The sequence below is a fragment of the Pedobacter sp. MC2016-24 genome (assembly GCF_015223055.1).
Classification (GTDB): domain Bacteria; phylum Bacteroidota; class Bacteroidia; order Sphingobacteriales; family Sphingobacteriaceae; genus Pedobacter.
On record NZ_JADFBX010000004.1, the window covers coordinates 452,014 to 479,000 of the forward strand.

Consider the following 26,987-nt stretch of genomic DNA (forward strand, 5'->3'; position numbering starts at 1 on the left):
CCTAGATGGGGTGTCCCATCCATTATTACATGTTAGATAATTAGAAGTGAAGAGAGTTAAGCTGGTATTTTTTTTAGGATTGCTGATCTGCAGTCAGGGTGTTTTTGCGCAAAATAAGCAAAGGTTAATTAAAAATTGGGAATATTTAAAAGGTGATTTGGGCGGTGTATGGGAAGCCGTGCGACCTGTAAAGGAGGGGAATCCTGAAAGCGTTCCTTTATGGCAGACCGTCACTTTACCCCATTGTTTCAATGCACTGGATGCCGTTGATCCGGATGTGAACTATTACCAGGGGCCAGGATGGTACCGCAGTACTTTAGCTGTAAAGAACCCGTATAAAAACGGACGTACTTTATTGCATTTTGAAGGTGCAGGTCAGAAAACCCAGGTTTATATCTACGATAAAAAAGTAGCTGAACATGTAGGCGGCTACGACGAATGGACAGTTGACATCACAGATGCGATTAAAGCATTGCCGCAAACAGAGGCATTTAACAAGCAATTTAACGGGAAGATCCCGGTGGAGATCCGTTGCGACAATTCCAGGGATCTGGAGATGATTCCTTCGGATTTATCGGATTTCAACGTGTATGGGGGACTTTACCGTTATTTGAACCTGGTATATACGCCAGAAGTTTCGATAGATAAAGTTTTTGCCAGTGCAAGTGTGGATGCTAAAGGAAGTACAGGCAAGTTAAATGTGTCTGCCAGGTTATTGAACCCGAATGGCGTAGATATCATCGCGGTGAAAATTACCCTAAAAGATCCGGAAGGAAGGGTAGTAGGCAATTGGGAAAACCAGGTGAAAGATTTTCACGGAGACAAAGCTTTGTGGGAAACCAGTATCAAAACACCTAAATTATGGTCAGATGTCAATCCGAACCTGTATACAGTAGAGACGAGTGTAACCGCAAAAGGCGAAACACAGGTGCATCAGGAAAAGATTGGCTTCAGAAATTTTGAATTTGTGAAAAAAGGCCCATTCCTATTGAATGGAAAACGTTTGTTGCTGCGCGGAACGCACCGCCATGAAGATCATGCCGGCGTTGCAGCAGCCATGACAGAAGGGATGATCCGTGAAGAAATGCAGATGATGAAAGACATGGGGGTTAATTTTATCCGTTTGGGCCATTATCAGCAATCCCGTATTGTGCTTGACCTATGTGACAGCCTTGGAATACTGGTTTGGGAAGAAATTCCATGGTGCCGTGGTGGACTGGGTGGCGATGTATATCAGGAACAGGCCCGCAGGATGCAGAAAAACATGATTGAACAACATTTTAACCATGCATCGGTAATCATTTGGGGACTGGGTAATGAGAACGACTGGCCAGGTGATTTCAATGAATTTGATCAGCAGAAGATCAGAACTTTCATGAAGGAACTGAATGATCTGGCACATAAACTGGATCCTTCAAGGAAAACAGCCATCCGGAGATGTGATTTTTGTAAAGATATTGTAGATGTATATTCTCCCTCGATCTGGGCTGGATGGTACCGTGGCATCTATACCGAATATAAGGAAGTTAGTAAGAAAGAATTTGAAGGAGTAGATCATTTTCTACATGTAGAATGGGGTGGGGATAGCCATGCCGGGCGTCATTCGGAGAATCCTGACAATGCATTGAGCCTGGTTTCAACAGGTAAAGGCGCCGATGAACGTGACGGCGATGCCTCTTTGTTTGGTGGAAGTGCCAGGGTTTCAAAAGATGGGGACTGGAGTGAAAGCTATATTGTAAACCTGATCGACTGGCATTTGAAAGAGCAGGAAAATATGCCCTGGTTAACTGGCGCAGCTTACTGGCCGTTTAAAGATTTTTCTACGCCGGTTCGTCCGGACAATCCGGTTCCTTATATGAACCAAAAAGGAGTGGTAGCCAGAGATTTCACGAAGAAAGAATCTTATTATGTTTTCCAGTCGTACTGGACGAAAACACCGATGGCACACATTTACGGGCATACCTGGCCAGTGCGTTGGGGCAAAGCCGATGAGCAGAAAATGGTTAAGGTATATTCTAACTGTGAAGAAGCGGAGTTGTTCCTGAACGGAAAAAGTCTGGGTAAGAAGAAAAGAAAGAGTCAGAATTTCCCTGCAGCGGGATTGCGTTGGTTGGTTAATTTTAACGAGGGGAACAATACGATTAAGGTCGTGGCCACCAGTAAAGACGGTAAGGTTGTGACTGACGAGATTAGTCAGCAATACCAAACTGCTAAATGGGGCAAGCCGGCAAAAATTACATTGGAGCAGGTTTCTGAAAAAGACGGGATTGCGGTAATTGAAGCCAGGTTATATGACGCCAGCAATGTACTTTGCCTTGATGCTGTAAATTACGTGACTTTTGGCTTAACCGGAGATGGGCATTTGATTGACGATCAGGGTACTTCCAACGGTTCAAGAAAAGTGCAGTTATATAACGGAAGGGCTGTAATAAGCGTAGATTTGAATAAAGGTAAAAATGTAGCCAGTGTAAAAACGGATGGTTTACCTACAGGTTTTCTGACCATTAAATAGAATTGAACATGAATAAGATTAGCCGGATTTTTATACTCCTGTTTGTTGCTCAGGTTTCGATTGCGCTGGCTCAGCCTAAACAACCGGATGCAACGTTGAAACTCTGGTATAACAGTCCGGCTGAAAATTGGAATGAAGCCCTGCCGATTGGCAACGGGCGTTTGGGCGCGATGGTTTTTGGCAATCCGGCCAAAGAGCAATTGCAGCTCAATGAAGAGACGGTCTGGTCTGGTGGACCGAACAGCAATATCACTTCCGAATCGGGTGCCGCCATACCTCAACTCCGCAAACTGCTTTTTGAAGGCAGGTTTGAGGAAGCCCAGGCCATTGCCGATGTCCAGATGTTCCCTAAAAAGAACAGCGGTATGATTTATCAACCGGTTGGAAACCTGTTTTTGCAGTTTAAGGGTCATGATCAGGTGAAAAATTACTACCGGGATCTGAATTTGGAGCAAGCACTTGCTACAGTTACCTACGAGCTCGATGGGGTAAAGTACAAAAGGGAAATCTTTTCTTCGTTTACCGATCAGTTGATGATGCTGCGGTTGACGGCAAGCAAACCCGGCAAAATTTCCTTTACAGCATCGATGGATTCGCCACAGCAAAGTGTGGTAAGGACAGAAAAAGGTAAGCTGATCTTATCGGGTACAACTTCTGATCATGAAGGTGAAAAAGGACAGGTTAAATTTGAATCGCAGGTCAAAGTACTGGCCGATGGGGGAAAGCTTGTTTTGCAAAACAATAGCTGGGTAGTTGACCAGGCAAATTCTGCCACGGTTTATATAGCTATCGCTACGAATTTTAAGAATTACCATGACCTGAGTGTGGACGCTGACCTTAAAGCATCTTCTTTTTTGGACCAGGCGGTAAAGAAAAATTATACAAAGGCTTTAGCCGGCCACATTAAATTTTATCAGCAATATTTTAACCGGGTTAAGTTTAACATCGGTGTAACCGATGCGGTAAATAAACCAACAGATCAGCGTATCGCCGAATTTGCAAATGCCAATGATCCGCACCTGACTGCCTTGTATTTCCAGTTTGGACGTTATTTATTGATTTCAAGTTCCCAGCCAGGCAATCAGCCGCCTACTTTACAGGGGATCTGGAACGATAAAATGCAGGCACCATGGGATAGCAAGTATACCATCAACATCAATACAGAGATGAATTACTGGCCGGCAGAAGTGACCAATTTATCGGAACTGCACGATCCTTTGTTTAAAATGCTGAAAGACCTTGCCGTTACCGGGCAGGAAACTGCCAAAGTGATGTATGGAGCAAAAGGCTGGGTAACCCACCACAATACCGATTTATGGCGGATTACGGGTCCGGTAGACCGGCCGTATGCTGGTTTATGGCCCATGGGTGGAAACTGGCTGAGTCAGCATTTATGGGACCATTATATGTTTACCGGTGACCAGCAGTTTTTAAAAGAATATTACCCCATATTGAAAGGGGCCTGCCAGTTTTATCTGGATGTATTACAGGAAGAGCCGACACACCAATGGTTGGTGATCTCGCCATCAAATTCCCCGGAAAACACATATATTCCTGGTAAGCGCGTGTCTATCGCCGCGGGAACGACCATGGACAACCAGTTGTTGTTTGATTTGTTTACCAGGACGGAGAAAGCTGCGGAGATTTTAAAACTGGATGCTGATTTCAGGAAGGTATTGAAGACCACCATTGGGAGACTGGCACCGATGCAGATCGGTAAACACGGTCAGCTACAGGAATGGATGCACGATTCAGACCGTACAGATGATAAACATCGGCATGTATCACATTTGTATGGTTTATATCCAAGCAATCAAATTTCAGCGCTCAGAACACCGGAGCTGTTTGATGCGGCCAGAACTTCCTTAACTTATCGGGGCGATCCGGCTACAGGTTGGTCTATGGGCTGGAAAGTAAATTTTTGGGCGCGCTTTTTAGATGGAAACCACGCTTATAAATTGATTACAGATCAGTTGAAGCTGGTTGGCGGACGTACAGAAGGGGTGAGTACCACAGGTGGCGGAACCTATCCGAACTTGTTTGATGCCCATCCGCCCTTCCAGATAGATGGTAACTTCGGTTGCACAGCCGGCATTGCCGAAATGTTGCTCCAATCGCATGATGGTGCGCTATATCTATTGCCTGCATTACCGGACAATTGGGCCTCCGGAGAAATTAAAGGACTGGTAGCCCGTGGTGGCTTTGTGGTAGACATCACCTGGAAAAATAAGGAGATTACACAGCTTAAAATACAATCTAGACTGGGCGGCAATTGCAGGTTGCGCATCAGCGATGGCATCAAATTTAACCATGCTAAATTGTCTGTAGCCAAAGGCGGAAATACAAATGCTTTTTACGAAGTTCCTCAAGTGAAAACACCTTTGATTGCTGCTGAAGCAAAGCTAAATCCAGTTGGGGTGCCGACATCCAAAGATTACGATTTAAACACGGTAGCTGGTAAAACGTATAATTTTTAAGAGAACAGGATATGAAACGAAACGGTATTTTGCCCTTTTTGGTGCTTTTGGGTACATCGGCTGCTTTTGCACAACAAAAGCGCGATGCCAATTTAAAATTATGGTACGACCAGCCTGCCAGAATCTGGGAAGAAGCCCTGCCTTTGGGGAACGGCAAAACAGGGGCAATGGTTTTTGGACGTGTGAACAAAGAGCGGTTTCAGTTAAACAACGGAACGTTATGGTCGGGCGGACCTGATGCCGGAAATAACCCAAAAGGACCGGCTGCTTTGCCCTTGGTGAGGGCCGCTGTTGTTGCCGGAGATTATGGTAAGGCTGCAGAAATCTGGAAAAAGAATTTGCAGGGCCCTTACTCTGCCCGTTATTTAACCATGGCAGATCTGTTTTTGGATTTCAATTTAAAAGATTCTATCCCGACAGCTTACCATAGGGAACTGGACCTCAGTAACGCGGTAAGTACTGTTACTTATACAATTGGCGGAGTTCAGTACAAACGAGAAACGCTGGTCAGTTATCCGGATCAGATCATGGCAATCCGCATGACAGCCAGTAAACCTGGCGCCATCTCTTTTACCACTGGTTTAACGAGTAAATTAAAATATAATGTTGAAGCCATTGCGGCCAATTACCTGGTGTTACAGGGTAAAGCACCGAAACATGTAGCACATCGGGCGACTGAGCCTCAGCAGGTTGTTTATGACGAAAAAGAAGGGATGACCTTCCAGGTTCACGCCCGGATTAAGGCGGAAGGCGGTCTGACTACAGCTGCCGGAAATCAGATTACAGTAAATGGTGCCAATGCAGTTACCATCTACCTGAGCAATGGAACGAGCTTTAATGGCTTTGATAAATCGTCCGGACTGGAAGGTAAAGATCCTTCAGTGGAGGCTAAAGTAAACCTGCAAAAAGCGTATCTGAAATCTTTTTCGGTGCTGATGAAAACACATGTGTCGGATTACAAACAGCTGTTTGACCGGGTTTCTTTTCAACTCGCGGGTAATCCTAAACTGGATCAATTGCCAACCAATGTGAGATTATCCCGTCAGGGTGCTTCGGGAAATGATCAGGGCCTTCAGGTCTTGTACTATCAATTTGGCCGCTACCTGATGATCGCCAGTTCCAGACCTGGATCTCAGGCAACCAATTTACAAGGCTTGTGGAACGACCATGTTCAACCTCCATGGGGCAGCAATTATACGGTAAATGCCAATACCCAAATGAATTACTGGCTGGCAGAAAATACGAACCTTTCCGAGCTCCATCAGCCATTGTTTGATCTGATCGGTCGGCTGGCAGTGAACGGCAAAACCACTGCAAAGGTAAATTATGGCATTAAACAAGGTTGGGTAGTTCACCACAATACGGACATCTGGGCTAAAACTTCGCCATCAGGCGGATACGATTGGGATCCTAAGGGTGCACCAAGATGGTCGGCATGGCCAATGGGCGGTGCCTGGTTAAGTACGCATCTTTATGAGCACTATTTATTTACAGGCGACAAACAGTTTTTGCAGCAAAAAGCCTATCCTTTGATGAAAGGCGCTGCCGAATTTATGTTGAAATGGCTGGTGGAAGATCAGAACGGCCGGTTGGTTACCAATCCATCCACATCTCCGGAGAACATATTTAAAATAAACGGTCAGGAATATGAGGTAAGCATGGCCACGACCATGGACATGGGCATCATCAAAGAACTGTTTACCGATTGTATTGCTGCTGCTAAAGCTTTGGGTATTGATGCCCCCTTCCGTGAGGAGCTGCAAAAAGCGAAGGCAAAACTCTATCCATTTAATATTGGACAATACGGACAATTGCAGGAGTGGTTCCAGGATCTGGATGACCCAAAAGACAGTCACCGGCATTTGTCGCATTTGTTTGCCCTGTATCCTGGTAACCAGATTACGGTACAAAATACGCCGGAGCTGGCTGCTGCTGCCAAGCAATCCTTAATTCACCGCGGTGATCTGAGTACGGGCTGGTCTATGGCCTGGAAAATCAACTGGTGGGCACGTTTACAGGATGGAAATCATGCACTGAGGATTTTAAAAGCAGGGCTGACTTTAATCGATCCTGCAAAAACGATTGAACCGAAGGCTGATCCAAAGGCACCTGCGGCGCAATTGACCAATATACAAATGAGCGGGGGCGGTACATATCCAAACCTGTTTGATGCGCATCCGCCATTCCAGATTGACGGGAATTTTGGTGCCACAGCGGGGATTACGGAGCTGTTGCTGCAAAGTAATGCAGATGAGCTGAGTTTGTTGCCTGCCTTGCCCGATGAATGGAAAGCGGGGAGTATCAAAGGGATTAAAGGTCGGGGTAATTTTAAAGTGGATATGGAATGGAAAGCGGGCAGGCTAACTCAGGCAACCATCTATTCGGGCTCCGGTGGCAATTGCAGGTTGCGTACGATGGTACCGGTAAAGGTAGTTGGTACAGCTGCTGCTCCGGCAAAAGGAAGGAATGACAATCCTTTAAATGAAATGCCCCAAACACCGGAATACCATAAAAAAGAAAGGGCAGCATTACAAAGCCTGGAGTTGAAAAAGTCATACGTCATTGATTTCAATACAGAAAAAGGAAAAACCTATCAAATAATTACATTATAAACCCCAGCTATGAACCGAATATTTAAATATTCATGTTACCTGATTTTACTGTTTAGCTGTACAAAGCTGACTGCACAAGATATCAAATGGGAAGCCGTAGGCCCTGGCGTGTGGAAGGGCAGTATTGGTAAACCGGAAAGTTACAACCTCTTGTCTGCCTCTGGTGCTACGCCAGCTATCGAAGGCTTGAAAAGTATAGGTGAGGCGCCATTTCCCTTGTCAAAAGATGAGATTACGGCAAAACTGACAGATGGTAAAATCTATCTGCGGTTTCCATTAGATAAAAAGGAACAGCTTTATGGTTTTGGTTTGAACTTTCAGACGGTTCATCAAAGAGGCAAAATTTTACAATTGCATTCAGATCACTTTGGAGGCAAAGACAATGGGCGGACACATGCGCCAACGCCTTTTTATGTCTCTTCTAATGGCTATGGGGTATTCATCAATTCGGCCAGGTACCTGAATGTTTATGCAGGTTCAGCGGTGAAACGCGACGGTGCCAATGTACCGGAGGCCAAGGACAGGAACACCGATAAATCCTGGTCCTCACGCCCGTATTCTGACGGTGTAGAGATATTGGTTCCGGCAGAAGGGGTAGAGTTTTACGTTTTTGGCGGACCGAGTTCACTAAATGCCATTCAGCGCTTCAATTTGTGGAATGGCGGCGGTTGTTTGCCACCAAGATGGGGCTTAGGTTTTACACAACGCGTGAAAACCTTGTTCAATTCCAAAGATGTAGAAGCCGAAGCACAGGCTTTTGCAGATAAAGGTTTTCCATTGGATTATATCGGTTTAGAGCCAGGTTGGCAAAGTAAAGCATATCCATGTAGTTTTGAATGGGATCAATCCCGTTATCCTGATCCGGCATCGTTTGTGAAAACCATGCTGAACAAAGGTATCCGTTTAAACCTGTGGACAAACCCATACATTTCTCCGGAAGCGCCGTTTTATAAAGAAATCAAACCTTTTACTGCAGACCATACCGTATGGTTGGGTGCAGTTCCGGATTTGACGATGCCAGAAGCGAGGAAACTGATGTTCGGGCAGTTGAAGAAAAGCCAGGTAGATATTGGTGTGAGCGGTTATAAATTTGATGAGGTAGATGGTTATGATCATTATTTATGGCCGGATGTGACGTTGTTTCCTTCGGGGAAAAGTGCAGAGCAAATGCGTCAGACTTATGGTTTGTTGATCCAGCGTTATAGTGCAGAAATGTATCACGACCGCAACCAGCGGACTTATGGCCTGGTTAGGGGCTCCAATGGTGGGGGAAGTTCATTTCCTTACGTGATCTACAACGATTATTACAACCATGAGGATTTCATTACGGCATTGATCAACAGCGGTTTTGCCGGTGTATTGTGGACACCGGAAGCCCGTGCTTCTAAAACCGGGGAGGAATGGTTGCGCAGGATGCAATCGGTGGTCTTCTCGCCAATGGCGATGATCAACGCCTGGTCCAGCGGTACAAAACCATGGTCTTACCCTGAAGTGGAAAAACAGGTAAAAGACATGGCGGTATTGCGGATGCAGATGATGCCCTATTGGTACAGTGAATTTGCGAAGTATCATTTCCAGGGCATTCCACCATTCCGGGCGATGAACTTGGAACCCGGCTATTTGTCGGAAGTTAAAAAGGAAGTGAAGAGTACCAATTTAGAAGACAATCCTTATGTGGAAGCCGTAAGTAAAGAAGTCAAAGACCAGTATATGGCTGGAGAATCTTTATTGGTAGCCCCCATGTTTGCAGGCAAAGAAACGCGCACGGTGATTCTTCCAAAAGGGAAATGGTTTGATTTTTATACCGGTGAATTTGCTGGAGACGGCCAGGTGATTACGGTTACCCCAGGATTGGATAAAATCCCTGTGTATGTAAAGGATGGGGGGATCATTCCAATGGGGCCCGCTTTGATGCATGCTGCAAAATCTACAGAAAAACTAGATCTGGAATTCCGCTATTATGGTTCTAAACCAGGTAAATACCTGTTGTATGACGATGATGGTGAGACTTTCAATTATGAAAAAGGAGCTTATAGTTTCAGAACTGTTACGATAACGAAAGGTGCTGATGGAAAACTGAAAACCAGTATTTCGGCTGCTGAAAAAGGCAAGCCAAATACCGTAAATCAAGTGACATTTAAAGCCATGACCAAATAGATGGGGAATATGAAAAAAGTTCTTTTTGCTGCCCTGCTTTGCTTAAGCGCAGCGGTATACCAATCCTGTTCAACCGTAAAGCCGAAGGCGTCTGCTGGCGACCCGATCCAAAAAACAGCGGTTGCTACGCTGCGAAAAACAGTGATGGCGCAAGCTGCCTGGGCAATGCAGCAAAAACCGGTTACCGTAACTGCCGAAAGTTCATCGAGAAGTGCGGGTGGCAAACACGATTTCTATTCGGAAGGTGATTACTGGTGGCCGGATCCCGAAAATCCGGGCGGACCGTATATTCAGAAAGATGGCATGACCAATCCGGAGAATTTTGTGGCGCACAGGTTGGCCATGATCCGTTTTAGCCGAATTATTGGCGCTTTGGCTTCTGCCTACCAGTTAACCGGAGATCAAAAATATGTAAAACAGGCAATGGTACATTTGAAAGCCTGGTTTGGAGATGCGGAAACGATGATGAACCCGAACCTGCAATATGCACAAGCCATTAAAGGTCGTTTTACAGGAAGAGGTATCGGTATTATCGATACCATTCAACTGATGGAGGTTGCACAGGGCGTATTGGTGATGCAGGCTGTGATGGATGCAGGTGTTTTAGCGCAAACCAGGAAATGGTTTGGCGATTATCTGGGCTGGCTGATGACGCATCCTTATGGAAAAGATGAGATGAATGCGCAAAATAACCATGGCACTTGTTTTACCATGCAAGTGGCTTCTTTTGCGAAACTGGTAGGTGACGGGAAATTGCTGGCCTTTTGTCGTGACCGCTATAAAAATGTATTGTTGCCAAACCAAATGGCTAACGATGGCAGTTTCCCAAGAGAGCTGGCCCGAACAAAACCTTATGGCTATTCGATCTTTAACCTGGATGCGATGACTACCCTTTGTCAGATTGCTTCTACACCAACAGATGACCTGTGGAATTTTGAAACACCGGATGGAAAATCGATTAAAAAAGGAATTGCCTATTTATATCCCTATCTGGCTGACAAAAGCAAATGGCCTTTAAAGCCTGATGTGATGTATTGGGAAAACTGGCCGGTTGCGCAACCGGCATTGGTACTGGGCGCGGCCAAATTTAAGCAGCAAGATTGGTTGAATACCTGGGTAAAAATGGATCATGATGCGAAAGTGGAAGAAGTGATCCGGAATTTGCCGGTACGGAACCCATTAATCTGGCTGAATGAATTGCAACACACATTTTAAATGAGATACACGATGAAATTGAATACTTATGCAAAACCCGCCTTGTTGTTATCGGCCATGTTGTTTACACAGGTATGCGCGCATAGCCAGGTAAAAGGTGACGAAGATAAAGACATGTTTAACCGTGTAAAACCGCGCGATCAGCAAGCGATTACTGAAGCCAGAAATGGTTGGTGGAAAAACTCGATGAAAACGCAGAATGACCGGATACAATGGTGGCGTGATGCCCGTTTTGGTATGTTTATTCACTGGGGGATTTATTCTAAACCAGGTGGGGAGTGGAAAGGTAAAACCGTAAATGGGTATTCCGAACATTTGATGCGTAAGGAGAAAATCACCCGTGCCGAATATCTTGATTTGGCCCATACTTTTAACCCGGAGCATTTTAATGCAGAGGAATGGATATTGAATGCCAAAAAAGCTGGAATGCGTTATTTCATCATTACCGCTAAACACCACGATGGTTTTGCGATGTATGATTCTAAGGTGTCTGATTTTAATGTAGTTAAACAGACGCCGTTTAAGCGTGATCCAATGGCCGAGCTTGCCGCTGCAGCAAAGAAACATGGCATGAAATTCGGGTTTTACTATTCACATGCTTTTGATTGGGAAGATCCGAATGCGCCGGGTAACGATTGGGAATATAACAATCCCGGGGGTGACAAATTGCTAGGTGGTGCAGACTGGTTTGACAGTCACCCGGAATGGTTACCTAAAGCGGTGAAATATGTAGATGAAAAGTCTATCCCTCAAATTAAGGAATTGATTACCAAGTATCACCCGGATATTTTGTGGTTTGACACACCGCATAAATTGCCTTTATCCGAAAACCTGCGGATACTCAAAGCGATCCGGGAAACAGATCCGGGTATTGTAGTGAACGGACGCCTGGCCAGGGATGGTCAGGGCAATTATGGAGACTATGCAAATACGGGCGACAGGCCTGCGGAGTTACGTACCGTTGAGGGAGATGCGGAAGCGATCCCTACGACCAATGAATCCTATGGTTATTCAAAAAATGACCACAGCCATAAATCTGCACAGTTCTTTATCCGCCTGCTGGCCAACTCAGCCTCAAGAGGAAGTAACCTGCTGATGAATATTGGTCCGAAAGGTGACGGCAGTTTTGATCAACGGGATAAACAGATTTTAGATAGTGTAGGTAACTGGTTGGGTAAAAATGGTGCAGCCATTTATGGAACGGAACGTTCCGTGTTGCCAATACCTGCCTGGGGCGTGAGTACACAAAAAGGACGGACGACTTATCTGCATGTATTCAATTGGCCTAAGGATGGCAAATTGATTGTCGGCGGCTTAAAAACTGATGTAAAAACGGCCTACTTTTTAACAGATCCTGCTAAAAAAGCGTTGAATCTGAAACGTTTGGATGCATCTGCGATTGAAATCGGTTTACCGCTGAAGGCGAATGACCCTTCTGATGTCGTGATCGCATTGGAACTTAATGCTGAAGTAGAAACGGAGGGCGAGCGCTTGATTGCATCCGATATTTCCAGCAACAGGTTCCTGGCTTTTGATGCCGATTTGCATGGCAAGGGCTTTGGCTTTGGTGATGGGAAGACTGATCGTTATTTTGTGAACAACTGGAAGTCTAAAGATGCCTATCTAAGCTGGGATTTCAGGTCGCTTAGTCCGGCTAAATACAGAGTTGTGGTTAAGTACATCGCCGATGCCGCAGGCGCTTATGCGTTTAGCCTAAGTGATTTTAAGCAAACGGCCCAGATTACGCCTGCAGCAAAAAACGGCGTGGTGAGCCAGGAACTGGGTACCGCAAGTCTGAACAAAGGAAAATACCAGATCAGCATCAAACCTGTGGACATGAAAGGAACTGACCTGATGAAGTTGTTGGAAGTTCAGTTGATCCCAGTGAAATAACAATACATTCTACCATTTTTTAATACACAACACGATGAGACCAATTTATTTAGCACTAAACATTTTATTAATCAGCGGTACCGGGGCTTTTGCTCAGCAAGCAGTAGGGCAGTCGGGCAAAGCGGGGCAGAAGCAAGGGGTTTCTGCTGTTATAGCAGTTAATTTACCCAAAGCATTTGCCCAGGCGGATCGGCAGACTTTGCTGATGTTGAAAGAGATAGAGAAAGTAAAAGCTGATGCGAAAAAGACTGACCTGGTTACGCCAAGAACACTGGAAAATGGGAAATTAAAGCTGGTGGCTTCCAAAGACTGGACCAGTGGATTTTTTCCTGGCGAGCTTTGGTTTTTATATGAATATAGCGGCAATAAAATGTGGCTGGAGCAAGCCCGGAAATTTACGGCGATGATTGAACAAGAGCAGTTCAATGGTAAAACACATGACATGGGCTTTAAAGTATTTTGCAGCGTGGGTACGGGCTACCGGATTACCAAAGACGCGCATTACCGTGAGGTCATCATCCAGTCTGCCAAAACACTGGCTACGCGTTTCAATCCAAAAACAGGTGTTATTTTATCCTGGGACCATAGCCGTGATAAATGGGTAAACCCGGTGATCATCGACAATATGATGAACCTCGAATTACTTTTTGAAGCGACTAAACTGACGGGCGATTCTTCTTTCTATAAAATTGCGGTAAGTCATGCCAACACCACGATGAAAAACCATTTCAGACCAGATTTTAGTTCTTATCATGTGGTGGATTACGATCCAAATACGGGAGCGGTTTTGAAAAAAACGACACATCAGGGCTATAGCGACGCTTCAGCATGGGCCAGAGGACAGGCCTGGGCCGTTTATGGCTATACCCTTTGTTACCGGTATACCAAAAACCCGGCTTATTTGAAGCAGGCGGAAAACATCGCAGCTTATATCCTGAACAATCCAACCATGCCTGCCGACCTGGTTCCGTTCTGGGACTTTAATGCACCAAATATTCCAAATGAACCACGTGACGTTTCAGCTGCTGCAGTGATTGCATCGGCTTTGTATGAATTGAGTGGTTACAGTGCCAATAAAAACCTGTATGTTGTCAAAGCAGATAAAATGTTGAACAGCATCAGTGCGAAGTACATTTCAGCACCCGGTACGGATAAGGGCTTTATTTTATCACACAGTACGGGATCTAAACCTTCGGATAGTGAAGTTGATGTGCCGCTTTCTTATGCAGATTACTACTATCTGGAAGCTTTGCTGCGCTGTAAAAACTTAAAAAAGTAATACTGATAAAGTAATTATCACTTATGGATGAGCCAATATTGTTGACTACAGAACGGTATATATGCTTTAATTTAGTGGTCATCTTAATCAAATATAAAATCACAAATGTGTAAACGTAACGTATTTTTATTGCTGACCGCAATTTGCCTGCTGAGTCAATCTGCCTTTAGCCAGAAGACCTTAACTAAGGATGAACGAATGGCCTGGTGGCGGGATGCTAAATTTGGTATGTTCATTCACTGGGGCGTGTATGCGCAGTTTGCCGGTGTTTATAATGGACATGAACAGTTGAGGGGTGGTGCAGAATGGATTATGAACCGTTCGAAAATTCCTGTGGCGGAGTACCAGGCTATGGCCAAAAACTTCAATCCTGTGAAATACAATCCGGAGGCCTGGGTAAAAATGGCTAAAGACGCCGGTATGAAATATATCGTCATTACCGCAAAGCACCACGATGGATTTGCCTTGTTCAATTCCAAAGCAAGCAAATGGGACATCACTGATGCTACGCCTTATGGCAAGGATTTGCTGAAGCCCCTAGCCGAGGCTTGTAAAAAACAGGGTATTAAACTGGGATTTTATTATTCCCAGGCTCAGGATTGGAACAATCCTGGTGGATCTGCTGCACGTAAAGAAATGAAAGAAGGCTGGTTAAATCCAGATTCAGCTAAAATAGATGCCTACACACTGGCACATAAAGGACATTGGGACCCTGCCCAGGAAACAAAGACTTTTGATCAGTATATTGATGAAGTTGCTGTTCCCCAGGTTAAAGAACTGATGACCAATTATGGTGAAGTTGCGGTACTTTGGTGGGATACCCCAACCAATATGACCGATGAGGCCGCTTTGAAATTACAGGCAGCATTGAAAACTCAGCCTCAGATCATCACAAACGACCGTTTGAAGCGACCTAATTTTCCTGGGGACACTAAAACCCCGGAGCAGAAAATTCCAAGCCAGGCTGAACTGGACGGCATGGATTGGGAAACCTGCATGACGATGAACGGTACCTGGGGCTTCAGGACTTCGGATCACAAATGGAAATCTTCCGAAACGCTGATCCGCAACCTGGTCGATATCGCATCTAAGGGCGGTAATTATTTGTTGAACATTGGGCCTAAACCTGACGGTACCTTTCCTCAGGAAAGTATGGAACGCCTGTCGGACATTGGAAAATGGATGAAGGTAAACAGCGAAGCCATTTATGGTACAAAGTCAAGTCCACTGGTTCCCCTGGATTGGGGGCGTTGTACCCGCAAGGAAAATCAAAAAGGTACAACACTCTATTTTTCTGTATTTAACTGGCCTGCCGAGGGGCAGTTGACGATTCCAAATGTGAAAAATAAGGTCTTATCTGTAAGCTTACTGGCAGGAGCTGTTCAAGTCAAAACAAGTTCAAAAGGTAATGATCTGATCCTGACTTTACCCGCAAAAGCACCTGATGCTGTAGCGAGCGTAATCAAAGTTGAATTTGAAGGTGCCGTGGCACATCAACAGGCTGGCACACCGAAGAAGGAAATGAAAAGCGGAGCACTAGATTAAAACTAAAATAAGTTCATGCATTACCCGGAAGCCCGACTGGCTTTCGGGTATTTGCCATTTGAAATCCGAAACATGGCTAAGCTAAATTGATGCTCCGTTAATTTAAATGCCTTATGCAAGACCTGTCCAACATCAGTTCGTTAATTTCCGATATCGCCAATTACGATAGTGAAGCGGCTTATAAAAAACTTTTCATTTTACTTTTCCCTTCCGTTAAGCGTTTTGTACGTTGCATAGTGAAATCTTCACCCGTTGCCGAAGAGCTTGCTGCAGATGTGATGATTACCTTATGGAGAAACCGGGCCGATCTTCCAGGCGTCCGCAACATCATGGTGTATGCTTTCGTGATTGCAAAAAACCTGTCCCTGAATTTCCTGAAAAAGAACAGTAGGAGGCAGATTGTATCTTTTGATGATGTAGATATTACATTGGAAGCCGACAACATTACCCCAGAACAGATTTTGATTAGTGATGAGCTTAAAACCCGGCTTAACCAGTCGATCGATGCCCTGCCGCCACGTTGTAAAATGATTTTTAAACTGATCAGAGAAGACGGCCTGAGTTATAAAGAAGTTGCGGAAATTCTGGACATTTCAGTGAAGACTGTGGATGCACAATTGGTTATTGCGGTTCGTCGTCTTTCGGAGGCTGTAAAAAAGGAGTATAACCTGAGCTAAATTCCGATTGAACGAAATCATAAAAAAAAATATAAATTTCCTTTAGGGAGTTTCCCGTTTTGTATTGTCCTTCCCCAAAACCAATATAAAATAATTGAATGCAGCGGGAGCGGATCATGACTTTGCTGGCCAGAAAACTGGCCAAAGAAATTACTGAGGAGGAATTGTCTGAGTTGGAAACACTCATGCAGTTGTATCCCGATTCCCTTTATTACGAAGAAACTTTAGCCCAGGTCCATTTTAAAAAAGACCCTGAACCAGATGCTGAACGAGCATTTGAGCGTCATCTGTTAAAATATACCAATGATTTTAATGAAGTGGCGACTGAGGAGCCCCTACCTGAAAAACGATGGTGGCCAAGGCTGGCTATTGCTGCAACCCTATTGTTCATCGCTGCCTTTTCCTGGTATTTCATGGTACAGCCAGGTCCCAGATTAGCGAATCCCGATACCATTGTAACTTGCGGAAAAGATACCCGTAAGAAGCTGATGCTGCCAGACGGAACCAGCGTATGGCTAAATGCCAACTCAAGGTTAGAATACGATCAGGATCTTTTTGCCAACAATAACCGGCAGGTACGCCTTTTCGGCGAGGCCTTTTTTGATGTGGCTAAAGACAAAAAACATCCTTTTATCATTTACACCGAAAAGATCTCGATCAAAGTATTGGGTACGGCTTTTAACGTAAAAGCTTATCCTGAAGATAATAAGACCGAGGCGACCTTGCTGCGGGGAATGATTGAGTTGTCGATCAACAATGAACCCGAGCAACATTTAATCCTCAGACCCAGTGAGAAATTTGCGCTGACACAGAGTAAAACCGATGAATTTAGGAGTGCATTGGTGATTGAGCAGTTGAAACCAATTTCCATATCAGATAAGATCTATTACGAAGAAACGTCCTGGTTAGATAATAAACTGATTTTTAAGGATAATGCTTTTGAAGAACTGATGCCTAAACTGGAAAAGTGGTACAATATCCAATTTAAGGTTGCCAATCCGCAGGTGCGTGACTATCATTTTAGCGGTATGTTGGATAAAGAAACGATAGAAGAAGCTTTGACGGCCATGCAGCTGGTCAGGCCCTTCAAGTTCAAAATGCTGCCGAACAATACAGTACTCATTTATTAAAGCGCTAACCGGGTAAAATTTAGCAGATCCGGTAGCTTGGAATTAAACGCTATGACTAAATATAAATACTAACAAAATCAATTATGAAGAACGAAACACCTCCCGATCAGGCATTTTTATTCCGCTTCAAGAGTCGGTTAATCTTGATGCTCAACTGGACCTTAATCCTTGGGCTGTTGCTTAGCCTGGATGTTTCTGCAAAAAGCTATGGACAGGATGTTAAGGTTAGCTTAACCTTAAATGGAAGCAGTTTAAAGGAGGCCATTGGTGCATTAGAGCAAAAAGCACAAACCAGGTTTATGTACAGTGAAGACGTGTTGCCTAAAAATAAACAGGTGACTTTGAGTGTGCAAAATGAAGAATTGTTAAATGTGCTCGGCAAAGTATTGCAGAATACCGGGCTGACTTATAAAGTGACCAATGCCGGTTTGATCGTGATTGCCCCGGAAGCATCTGGTTTGGCAGACATCAAAGTTAAGGGTAAAGTTACGGATGATAAAGGCGGACCGCTGCCTGGTGTGAGCATCAAAGTCGTGGGTGCTGCCAAAGGAACGGTAAGTAATGGAAACGGAGAATATGAACTGGCTGTACCAGATGGTGGTTCTATCCAGTTTTCTTATGTGGGCTTTGCTACGCAAACCATTGCTGTTGCCGGTCGCGCGATCATCAACGTAACCTTAAAGGACGATGCAAATACAGAATTGAATGAAGTGGTGGTGGTAGGTTATGGTACACAGCGTAAAAGTGACCTGACCGGATCGGTGGCTTCTTTGAGCGGTAAAGATCTGGATAAAACGCCGGTAGTTGGAGCCGATCAGATGCTTCAGGGCCGCGTTAGTGGCTTGCAATTGACTCAATCGGACGGACAGCCTGGAAACGCAACCTCTATCCGCATCCGTGGTACCAACTCGATCAACTCAGGTAACGAGCCTTTATATGTGATTGACGGTTTTGCGGGCGTGGCCAATTTAAGTTCCATCAACCCGAATGACATCCAGTCTATTGAAGTATTGAAAGATGCTTCTTCCACCGCCATTTATGGTAGTCGTGGTGCCAACGGGGTAATCCTGGTGACCACTAAAAAAGGTAAAGAAGGGCAGAACAACATCAATTTTGATGCGTATTATGGTCAGCAGAAATTATCCAAAAAAATGGATATGATGAATGCCAGCCAGTTTGCTCAATATCTGAATGATTATTATACACAATATAACGCGGCAAACCCGGCCACTCAAAAAGCCCTGCCATATACCAACGACCAGATTAATTCTTTAGGTGCGGGAACAGACTGGCAGGATGAATTGTACCGCACAGCGCCAATTCAAAGTTATCAGTTGAGTTTTAGTGGCGGTAACAAAGATACACGCTACTATCTGGGATTAAATCATTTTGATCAGGACGGGATCATGCGCAATACCGGATTCAGAAGAGAACTGATCCGTATGAACCTGGATAGAAACATAGGAAATAAAATTAAAGTAGGGTTCTCCTCACAGATCTCTTATTCTTCGCAAAATATTGATGCCACCAAGACAGGTGTAGGTTATGGTGCTGCTGGTGGGGCCTTGAATATGAACCCGATCGTTCCATTACGGGATGCAAGCGGAAAATACAGTTTTCAAAATGAACCGATCCCGGTGGTGGGTGTATATGGTAACCCCGTTGCAGGCGTGATGTTAACTCAGGATAATATCGGTGCAAGCAGGGGCTTAATCAATGCTTTTGGTGAATATGAATTGATTCCTGGTTTGAAGTTTAAAACCAGTATTGGTGTCGATTTCACTTCTGGTTTTGAAAAACGCTATTTACCCTCTACGGTATTTATCGGTCAGGCCACTGTAGGGCAGGGCTACAGATCGAGTGCTGTGAACTACAGTTGGTTGAATGAAAATACCCTTTCTTATACCAAAGAATTTAACAAAAACCACCGTATAGATGCTTTAGCAGGTTTTTCCCTTCAGGAGTTTAAAACAGATGAGTTTAGTGCAAGCTCCCAGAATTATTTTACCGATGCGCTGGGTGCTGACAATTTAAGTATTGGCGGTAATGTGCTTACGCCCACATCTAATGCGGTGAAAAATAACCTGGCTTCATTTTTTGGCCGGGCAAATTATTACTATTCTGATAAGTATATTTTCACATTTACCATGCGTGCCGATGGCTCATCCCGTTTTGGTTTGAACAGCAAATGGGGATATTTCCCTTCGGGAGCTGTGGCCTGGCGTGCATCTAACGAAGATTTTCTTAAAGACATTAAGCAAATTTCTAACCTGAAATTAAGAGCCAGTTATGGTAAAACGGGAAATCAGGAAATTCCTTCTTATGCTTCTCTACTTCAGTATGGTGCAAATGGTTATTCATTGGGCACGGCACCGGTCAGAGTAGTCGGCGTTTCCTCACTGAATATTCCAAATCCTAAACTAGCCTGGGAATCGACACAATCTTTTGATTTTGGATTGGATCTGGGCTTGTTTAAAGACAGGTTGAGCTTTGTAGCCGATTATTACCGTAAAACCACTACAGATTTGTTACTAAATGTGGCTATACCGCAGTCTTCAGGCTTTTCGACCATTTTATTAAATGCCGGTAAAGTTCAAAATCACGGTTTAGAGCTTTCCCTAAATGCCAAGAACATTGACAACAAAGATTTTACCTGGTCTACAACCTTAAACTATTCTACGAATAAAAATAAGGTAGCCGATATGAACGGCACCAATAACATCATGGTGGGGAGTACCGGATCATATATTGTGACCAATGGCCTGGCGCCTTCCATTCTGCGTGTTGGTCAGCCGATAGGTTCGTTTTATGGTTATTTTTCTGATGGCATCTGGCAAACACAGCAACAAATTGATGCTGCGGGCAGAAAAGGTGTGGTTCCTGGTGATGCAATCATCCGAGATCTGGATGGCAATGGAATCATTAATGGTGATGACCGTGCGATCATAGGACAGGCTGCACCGAAATTTATCTACAGCATAAACAACAATTTCAGCTATAAAAACTTTGACCTGGCCATTTTTATGCAAGGCGTTCAGGGCAATAAGATTCTGAACATTACCAAGTATGCACATAACGGTGGTACCACAAACAATCAATATGTTGAAATGACAGGTGCATGGAATGGGGCTGGATCAACCAACGAATTGCCAAGAGCCTACAGTACCACTGAACGTGCTGCTGGTGTGGTCAGCAGATACCTGGAAGATGGAAGCTATTTACGCCTGCAGACAGTATCATTGGGGTATAACATCCCGGTTTCTAAATCTAAAGTATTTAAAACTGCAACGGTATATGTAACCGGTCAGAACCTTTGGACCATCACCAGGTATTCCGGATATAGTCCTGAAATCAATTCTTATGATAGCCGTAATTCGAACTCGGGAAGTCAGAATACAGGTTCGCAAAACCTGAATGTTGGTGCAGATGTAAACTCTTATCCACCGTCAAGGACATTCCTTTTGGGCGCAAAAATCGGGTTTTAATCGGTTATACTTAATTTAAAAGATCATGAAAACGAAAATATTATTATTACTTGCTGCAGTATTGACACTGGGATCCTGCAAAAAGTTTCTGACCGAAGAGCCCGGTAGTTTTTTAACACCTGAGAATTTCTATCAGACAGAGAAAGATGCCGTTGCCGCATTGAATGGTGTGTTCAGTACGCTTCAACCGCAAACATTTTACCAGCGTACGGTATATACCGTATCGGATAATGCTTCAGATTTAATGTATGCCGGCCCTGGTGCTGCCGACCGTAATTCCCTGAACGATCATACTTTTACAAATGTGAATGGTGAGATCAGCAATTGGTATGTAAACAACTACAAACTGATCAAAAATGCCAATGAGGTGATCACCTATGTGCCGCCGATTTCGATGGATGAGGCTAAAAAGAACAATATCCTTGGAAATGCCCGCTTTTTAAGGGCAATGGGTTATTTCAACCTGCTTACTGCATTTGGTGAAGTTCCTTTGATCCTTGCGCCAGTTACGGCGACCGATCCGAATTTATATCCTAAAAAAGCAACACTTGCGGCATTGTATGAGCAGATCATTATCGATTTGAAATATGCCGAAACGAACTGCTATGCAGAAAAAGCGATTGCGGGAGCAGATAAGGGCCGTGTATCTTCTGGCGCAGCATCCGGATTATTGGCTAAAGTATTGTTAACCCGGGCCAAATCTGTAGCCGCCCAGGCGAATGACAGTCAGGATGCCCTGGCAGCTTGTAACAAGGTGATCGGAGATACCGGATCCTATGGATTGCTGCCAACTTATTCAGATATTTTTAGCTCCGACAATAAGTATAATAAAGAGGTGGTATTTGCGGTACGTTTTGGTGAAGCACCCAATGCATCTAACATTACACTGAGGATGTTCTATCCTGTTGTTCTGGGTGGTTATGGTTCATTCAATGCCTCCAATTACTTTTTTAACAATGGTTTTCCGGCAGGGGCACGCGATATCCGCAAAACCTATAGTGTAGCCAATACTGCCGCCGACCGTAAAACTGGCGTGGTTCAAAATGTGACTCCTTTCATCTATAAATTCAGGGATAGCAAATGGCCGGGCGACAACAACAACTCCAGAACAGACTGGTATGTATTGCGCTTGGCTGAACTCTATTTGTTACAATCGGAAGCGATGAACAACATCAACCCGGCTGATCCAAATAAGTTCAACGGTATCAATACTGTTCGTACGCGTGCAGGTTTGACGCTCCCGGCAGACCAGTTTAACCTTGCCAATACGCCATCGGCGGATGCTTTTGTGACAGTATTGCTGCAGGAACGCGCCCGTGAGCTTTGCGGCGAAGGTCAGCGCAGATGGGATTTGCTCAGACTCGGGCGTTTGAAAACAGCAATGGCTACAGTGGGTGTGACCGTAGATGACAACCACTTGCTGTTCCCGATACCATTATCTGAAACAGATGTTAACCCTAACTTAAAATAACGATCATGATGAACTTTCTCAAGTCTCCTTACCTGATGAAAAATGCCTGGGTTACCATGGCAGTACTTGCTTCCGGGATGCTGGCTGCGCATGCGCAACTGTTGCCCAAGGGGAAGCCCAATGTGGTTTATATTCTGGCGGATGATATGGGGTATGGAGATTTGAGCAGTTTAAACCCGGGCTCCAAAATCAGGACGCCAAATATGGACAAGCTGGTGAAGCAGGGCGTAAGTTTTACCGATGCCCATTCCAATTCGGCAGTATGTACGCCAACCAGGTATGGCATATTGACTGGACGGTATGCCTTCCGTTCAAGTTTGAAAAAAGGCGTGTTGAACGGGTTCTCCAGGTCGCTGATCGAGCCAGGAAGGGTAACCGTAGCCGATTTTATGAAGGATAACGGTTACCATACCGCCTGTATCGGAAAATGGCATTTGGGGTTGGACTGGGCCAGGCTTGATCCTGAACAGTCCATCCGGGAATTGAAAAGTGGCGAGAAAATAACAGCAGATTTTAAAGATAATGTAGATTTTACCGCAGCTGTTAAAGGCGGGCCATCCGACCATGGTTTCGACTATTCTTACATCATACCGGCTTCTTTAGATATGGCTCCATATTGTTATATCCGTAATGGTCAGGTGGAAAAGCTGCCGACAGCCATGACGGCCGGACTGGGGGAGCAGGATGGGCGCGGATCTATGCGACGCCCGGGTAAAATGTCGCCCGACTTTGATTTTCAGCAGGTATTGCCACGGTTCATCAACGAATCTGTTCAGTATATTGATCAGCATGCTGCCTCAAAAGATAAAGCACCTTTCTTTTTGTATTTACCATTGCCATCACCACATACCCCATGGGTGCCAACTGAAGAATTTAAAAAAGCTACAGGAATTGGAAATTACGGTGACTATGTTGCGGAGACCGATTACATGATTGGTCAGGTGATGGCTGCACTGGAGAAAAACGGTCTGGCCGAGAATACCATCATTATCGTGACCAGTGACAATGGTTCGGATTGGAAGCTATCGGATATCGAACAATCGGGGCATCTGGCCAATTACATCTATAAAGGCCGCAAGGCTGATATTTATGAGGCCGGTCACCGTATCCCTTTTATTGCGCGTTGGCCAGGTCACATTCCCGCAGGTATTTCCAGTACGCAAACCATGTGTACTACAGATTTATTTGCCACACTTGCAGCAGTACTGAATAAGCCATTACCCAATCAGGCAGCGGAAGACAGTTTCAATATGCTTGATGCTTTTGAAGGCAAAGCCAAAGGTAAACAGCTCCGGGAATCAATCATTCACCATTCCCTGGGTGGTCATTTTGCGATTAGAAAAGGGAAATGGAAACTGGCCACGGAACTGGGCTCGGGAGGCTTTACCGAGCCGAGGGTAGCGACGGCCACTGCAGGCGAAGCACCGGGTACTTTATATGATATTGACAAAGATCCTGAGGAAAAAGCCAATCTTTATGATAAAAATCCCGAAATTGTTAAGGAACTTACGGCGCTGTTAGCTAAGTACCAGAAACAAGGTTATAGCAGGCCAATGACCAAATAAATAAGCATATGAATAAATCTACGGTGATGATCGTGACCTTTCTACTGATGATCAGTTTAAAGTTGTCAGCAAAAGAATATAAAGTCCAATCCGCCGCAGATGTCAGGGCCTTGCGTTTATCACCAGGAGACCAGGTGATTCTAACCGGATCAAACTGGAAAGACCAGGAACTGATCTTTAAAGGCAAAGGAACAAAAGAACAACCTATAGTAATGAAAACTGAATTTCCTGGTAAGACACAACTTACCGGGAATTCTACTTTAAAAATAGATGGCACCTGGCTGGTGGTAGACGGACTTTCCTTTACCGATGGCTATATTGAAAAAGGAGATGTAATTGCATTTTCTGCACAGTCAACCTGGTGCAGACTGACCAATACCTCGGTGGTAGATTACAATAATCCGGATAAGAAAGCCGATTACCGCTGGGTTTCTTTATATGGTTTTAACAACCGGGTAGACCATTGTTTTCTGAAAGGAAAAACTACACAGGCCACAACACTGGTGGTCTGGCTTTCTGATCAGCCGAATTATCACCACATCGACCACAATTATTTCGGCCCAAGGCCAGAACTTGGCGGCAATGGTGGCGAAACCATTCGCATTGGAACCAGCACCTGGTCTATGTACGATTCATTTACTACAGTGGAATACAATGTTTTTGAGCATTGTGATGGAGAGATTGAAGCGATTTCTAATAAATCAGGTAAAAACACCATTCGAAACAACCTCTTTTACGAGTGTAAAGCTACCCTTACCCTCCGTCATGGCAATAAATCAGAAGTATACGGCAATTTCTTTATCGGCAACCACAAGCCCGGAACTGGTGGGGTGAGGGTAATTGGTGAAGGGCACAAAGTGCATGACAATTATATGCAATCTTTAACTGGAACGGGTTTAAGTGCAGCTGTCGCCGTCATGGCAGGCTTGCCTAATCCGGTTTTAACCAGTCACTGGCAGGTGAAAGATGCAACCATCAGCAATAACCTGATTGTGGATTGTAAAGAGCCTTTTGCTGTTGGTGCCGGTTACAATCCGGATCGTTACCTGCCCGCTTTGAATACCAGCTTTACAGATAACACCATAGCAGGCAATAAAGCTCCGGTAAAATTTTATGATCCAAAGGTTGACATTACTTTCCATAACAATATGCTTATTGGTAAACCTGCAGATGTGCCTGCTAAAGGTTTTACGGTGAGTGACCTTTCGCTTAAGGGCACTGAATATGGTTTGTTTTTAAAGCCAGGGCAAGCGGCCTATGTTCCTTTCTGGAAAACGGAAAAAATCGGACCGGACTGGGCCGGAAACCTGGTCTTGGCCATTCGTGTGGAAAGCATCAAACTTTAACAAATCTATAATCAAATACATTCATGAAGAAAGCAATCACTGTTTTAAGTATTGCACTGGTCACCTTTTCTGCACACGCACAAAAGGTTGCTCCGCTTTGGACAGATTTTATAGCAGCCAAAAAAAGTGGTAAAACCCCACATTTGCCCGATTTTTCCTACGCCGGATACGCGTTCTCTGAACGGGAAATTCCTGCTGTAACGGGTAAAAAGTACTTTAGGGTAGATGATTATGGCGCTAAGGCAAATGACGATCTGTACGACGATGAAGCGATCCAGAAGGCAGTTGATGCAGCGGAGGCAAATCCAGGTGGTGGGGTCGTCTTCTTTTCTCCGGGAAAGTATTTGATTGCAAAGGATGAAGATGCCAAAAAACAAATCCGAATTTCAAAAAGTGGTATTGTATTGAAGGGGAGTGGTAGTACTGCGGGTGGAACAGAGATTTATCAGGCCAATATGCGCATCAATGGCCGTCAGTTTATTTTTAAACCTAAAGAAATGCAAACGGAGAAGCTAACTACGATTGTCGAAGATGCAGGCAGGGAAACTTTTTCTGTGGTAGTCAAAGATGCTTCGAAACTTGCAGTCGGACAGGATATTGTCATTCATCACCGCAGTGAAGAATTTACACGCCTGTATTTCGCACCACTGGAATTGAAATCGGAATGGTCGCGTTTGTTTGGCGACAAAGGTGGCATGATGGTTTATGAAATTCATACCATTAGCAAAATTGAGGGGAACAAAGTAAGTTTTAAAAACCCGATACACCTGGATATCAAAATGGTGAAATCGGCAAGCTGGAATATTGAGCCCTATACTGCTCTTGAAAATTGTGGCATTGAAGATATTCTGTTCAACAGCAACTGGAAAAGTTATCCGGAAGAGTTTATACACCATAAAAATGAGATCCATGACTATGCTTACGAAGCCATAGGGATGGAGTATGTTAAAAATAGCTGGGTGCGTCATTGTGAATTCCACGACTGGAACGAAGGAATTTTTATTCGCTCGGGGTACCAGGTGACTATCGAAAATACCCATTTCAGGGGTAAGAAGGGTCATGCGTCAGTACATGCGAGAACAGGATATGGCGTGCTGATCCAACACTGTACTTTTAATGGTGCACAACATCATGGTGCCGGAACCGGATATAGTGCGGTTGGCACGGTGATTACACAGTGTTCGCTGGGTACTGATCAGAATTTCGATATTCATTCTGGTCAGCCGAATGCTACGCTCTATGATGATATTGATGGCGGGGTATTTTACAATCTTGGCGGACCCCTGAATGGTCATCCGCATCATGGTAAGTATTTGGTGTTGTGGAATTTTTACCATAAATCTGCCAAAGCTCAGGAATACAATTTCTGGGACATGAGCCGGAGGAGGAACTATACAATTGCTTTGCCGATGATTGTCGGATTTAGATCGGATCAAAAGGTGACTTTTGTGAATGAAGGAATAAATCAGCTGCAAGGTCAGGAGGTTTTACCAAAGTCGCTGTTTAAAGCACAGCTGGAGTTCCGATTAATGGGTGAAAAGAGCAATAAGTAGTAAAGGTTTAAACAAAATACAAGTAAGGCGCTTTACAAGTTCTACCATTCTGAAACAATATCGGTATGTC

15 protein-coding genes are annotated in these 26,987 nt (G+C 44.5%); all 15 read left to right on the forward strand.

The window, feature by feature from the left end; all coding sequences use genetic code 11:
* Positions 1–46 precede the first annotated feature (46 nt).
* The 15 genes from IM797_RS12885 to IM797_RS12955 all read left to right on the forward strand — a co-directional run bounded on the left by IM797_RS12885 (position 47) and on the right by IM797_RS12955 (position 26,917).
* On the forward strand, positions 47–2,512 hold the full coding sequence (locus IM797_RS12885) for a glycoside hydrolase family 2 TIM barrel-domain containing protein (RefSeq protein ID WP_194127535.1): 2,466 nt from the start codon (positions 47–49) through the stop codon (positions 2,510–2,512).
* 8 nt (positions 2,513–2,520) lie between these two features.
* The gene (locus IM797_RS12890) at positions 2,521–4,989 is read left to right on the forward strand and encodes a glycoside hydrolase N-terminal domain-containing protein (RefSeq protein ID WP_194127536.1); all 2,469 of its coding nucleotides are present in this window, start codon (positions 2,521–2,523) and stop codon (positions 4,987–4,989) included.
* 11 nt (positions 4,990–5,000) lie between these two features.
* Positions 5,001–7,601, forward strand: a complete 2,601-nt coding sequence (locus IM797_RS12895) for a glycoside hydrolase N-terminal domain-containing protein (RefSeq protein WP_194127537.1) — start codon at positions 5,001–5,003, stop codon at positions 7,599–7,601.
* Positions 7,602–7,610: 9 nt separating this feature from the next.
* Positions 7,611–9,758: a TIM-barrel domain-containing protein gene (locus tag IM797_RS12900; RefSeq protein WP_194127538.1), complete on the forward strand. Its 2,148-nt coding sequence runs from the start codon at positions 7,611–7,613 to the stop codon at positions 9,756–9,758.
* A 9-nt stretch (positions 9,759–9,767) separates the two neighbouring features.
* Complete coding sequence (locus IM797_RS12905; protein WP_194127539.1) at positions 9,768–10,973, forward strand: alginate lyase family protein; 1,206 nt, start codon at positions 9,768–9,770, stop codon at positions 10,971–10,973.
* Between the two features lie 12 nt (positions 10,974–10,985).
* A complete protein-coding gene (locus IM797_RS12910) occupies positions 10,986–12,866 on the forward strand; it encodes an alpha-L-fucosidase (RefSeq protein ID WP_194127540.1) in 1,881 nt (626 codons plus the stop codon).
* Between the two features lie 34 nt (positions 12,867–12,900).
* Positions 12,901–14,145 (forward strand): glycoside hydrolase family 88 protein, encoded by a 1,245-nt coding sequence (locus tag IM797_RS12915; RefSeq protein ID WP_194127541.1) that lies wholly within the window; start codon positions 12,901–12,903, stop codon positions 14,143–14,145.
* A gap of 105 nt (positions 14,146–14,250) precedes the next feature.
* Positions 14,251–15,690, forward strand: coding sequence for an alpha-L-fucosidase (locus IM797_RS12920; RefSeq protein ID WP_194127542.1), 1,440 nt, complete (start codon positions 14,251–14,253; stop codon positions 15,688–15,690).
* Between the two features lie 113 nt (positions 15,691–15,803).
* Positions 15,804–16,367 carry an RNA polymerase sigma factor gene (locus IM797_RS12925; protein WP_194127543.1) on the forward strand — a complete coding sequence of 188 codons (564 nt, stop codon included), beginning with the start codon at positions 15,804–15,806 and terminating at the stop codon, positions 16,365–16,367.
* A 98-nt stretch (positions 16,368–16,465) separates the two neighbouring features.
* Positions 16,466–17,497, forward strand: a complete 1,032-nt coding sequence (locus IM797_RS12930) for a FecR family protein (protein ID WP_194127544.1) — start codon at positions 16,466–16,468, stop codon at positions 17,495–17,497.
* An 83-nt stretch (positions 17,498–17,580) separates the two neighbouring features.
* Entirely contained in the window at positions 17,581–20,982 is a 3,402-nt protein-coding gene (locus tag IM797_RS12935; RefSeq protein ID WP_194127545.1) for a TonB-dependent receptor, read from the forward strand.
* A 25-nt stretch (positions 20,983–21,007) separates the two neighbouring features.
* Positions 21,008–22,453 (forward strand): RagB/SusD family nutrient uptake outer membrane protein, encoded by a 1,446-nt coding sequence (locus IM797_RS12940; RefSeq protein WP_194127546.1) that lies wholly within the window; start codon positions 21,008–21,010, stop codon positions 22,451–22,453.
* 5 nt (positions 22,454–22,458) lie between these two features.
* Complete coding sequence (locus tag IM797_RS12945; RefSeq protein ID WP_228098834.1) at positions 22,459–24,018, forward strand: arylsulfatase; 1,560 nt, start codon at positions 22,459–22,461, stop codon at positions 24,016–24,018.
* An 8-nt stretch (positions 24,019–24,026) separates the two neighbouring features.
* Positions 24,027–25,364 (forward strand): polysaccharide lyase 6 family protein, encoded by a 1,338-nt coding sequence (locus IM797_RS12950; RefSeq protein WP_194127547.1) that lies wholly within the window; start codon positions 24,027–24,029, stop codon positions 25,362–25,364.
* Between the two features lie 23 nt (positions 25,365–25,387).
* Positions 25,388–26,917 (forward strand): DUF4955 domain-containing protein, encoded by a 1,530-nt coding sequence (locus IM797_RS12955; protein ID WP_194127548.1) that lies wholly within the window; start codon positions 25,388–25,390, stop codon positions 26,915–26,917.
* Positions 26,918–26,987 lie beyond the last annotated feature (70 nt).

Bases quoted from the DNA above. Each gene is read 5' to 3' on its own strand.
- IM797_RS12945 (WP_228098834.1), top strand. From the start codon at position 22,459: ATGATGAACTTTCTCAAGTCTCCTTACCTGATGAAAAATGCCTGGGTT.
- IM797_RS12930 (WP_194127544.1), top strand. From the start codon at position 16,466: ATGCAGCGGGAGCGGATCATGACTTTGCTGGCCAGAAAACTGGCCAAA.
- IM797_RS12950 (WP_194127547.1), top strand. From the start codon at position 24,027: ATGAATAAATCTACGGTGATGATCGTGACCTTTCTACTGATGATCAGT.
- IM797_RS12955 (WP_194127548.1), top strand. From the start codon at position 25,388: ATGAAGAAAGCAATCACTGTTTTAAGTATTGCACTGGTCACCTTTTCT.
- IM797_RS12935 (WP_194127545.1), top strand. From the start codon at position 17,581: ATGAAGAACGAAACACCTCCCGATCAGGCATTTTTATTCCGCTTCAAG.
- IM797_RS12920 (WP_194127542.1), top strand. From the start codon at position 14,251: ATGTGTAAACGTAACGTATTTTTATTGCTGACCGCAATTTGCCTGCTG.
- IM797_RS12940 (WP_194127546.1), top strand. From the start codon at position 21,008: ATGAAAACGAAAATATTATTATTACTTGCTGCAGTATTGACACTGGGA.
- IM797_RS12915 (WP_194127541.1), top strand. From the start codon at position 12,901: ATGAGACCAATTTATTTAGCACTAAACATTTTATTAATCAGCGGTACC.
- IM797_RS12890 (WP_194127536.1), top strand. From the start codon at position 2,521: ATGAATAAGATTAGCCGGATTTTTATACTCCTGTTTGTTGCTCAGGTT.
- IM797_RS12925 (WP_194127543.1), top strand. From the start codon at position 15,804: ATGCAAGACCTGTCCAACATCAGTTCGTTAATTTCCGATATCGCCAAT.
- IM797_RS12905 (WP_194127539.1), top strand. From the start codon at position 9,768: ATGAAAAAAGTTCTTTTTGCTGCCCTGCTTTGCTTAAGCGCAGCGGTA.
- IM797_RS12910 (WP_194127540.1), top strand. From the start codon at position 10,986: ATGAAATTGAATACTTATGCAAAACCCGCCTTGTTGTTATCGGCCATG.
- IM797_RS12900 (WP_194127538.1), top strand. From the start codon at position 7,611: ATGAACCGAATATTTAAATATTCATGTTACCTGATTTTACTGTTTAGC.
- IM797_RS12895 (WP_194127537.1), top strand. From the start codon at position 5,001: ATGAAACGAAACGGTATTTTGCCCTTTTTGGTGCTTTTGGGTACATCG.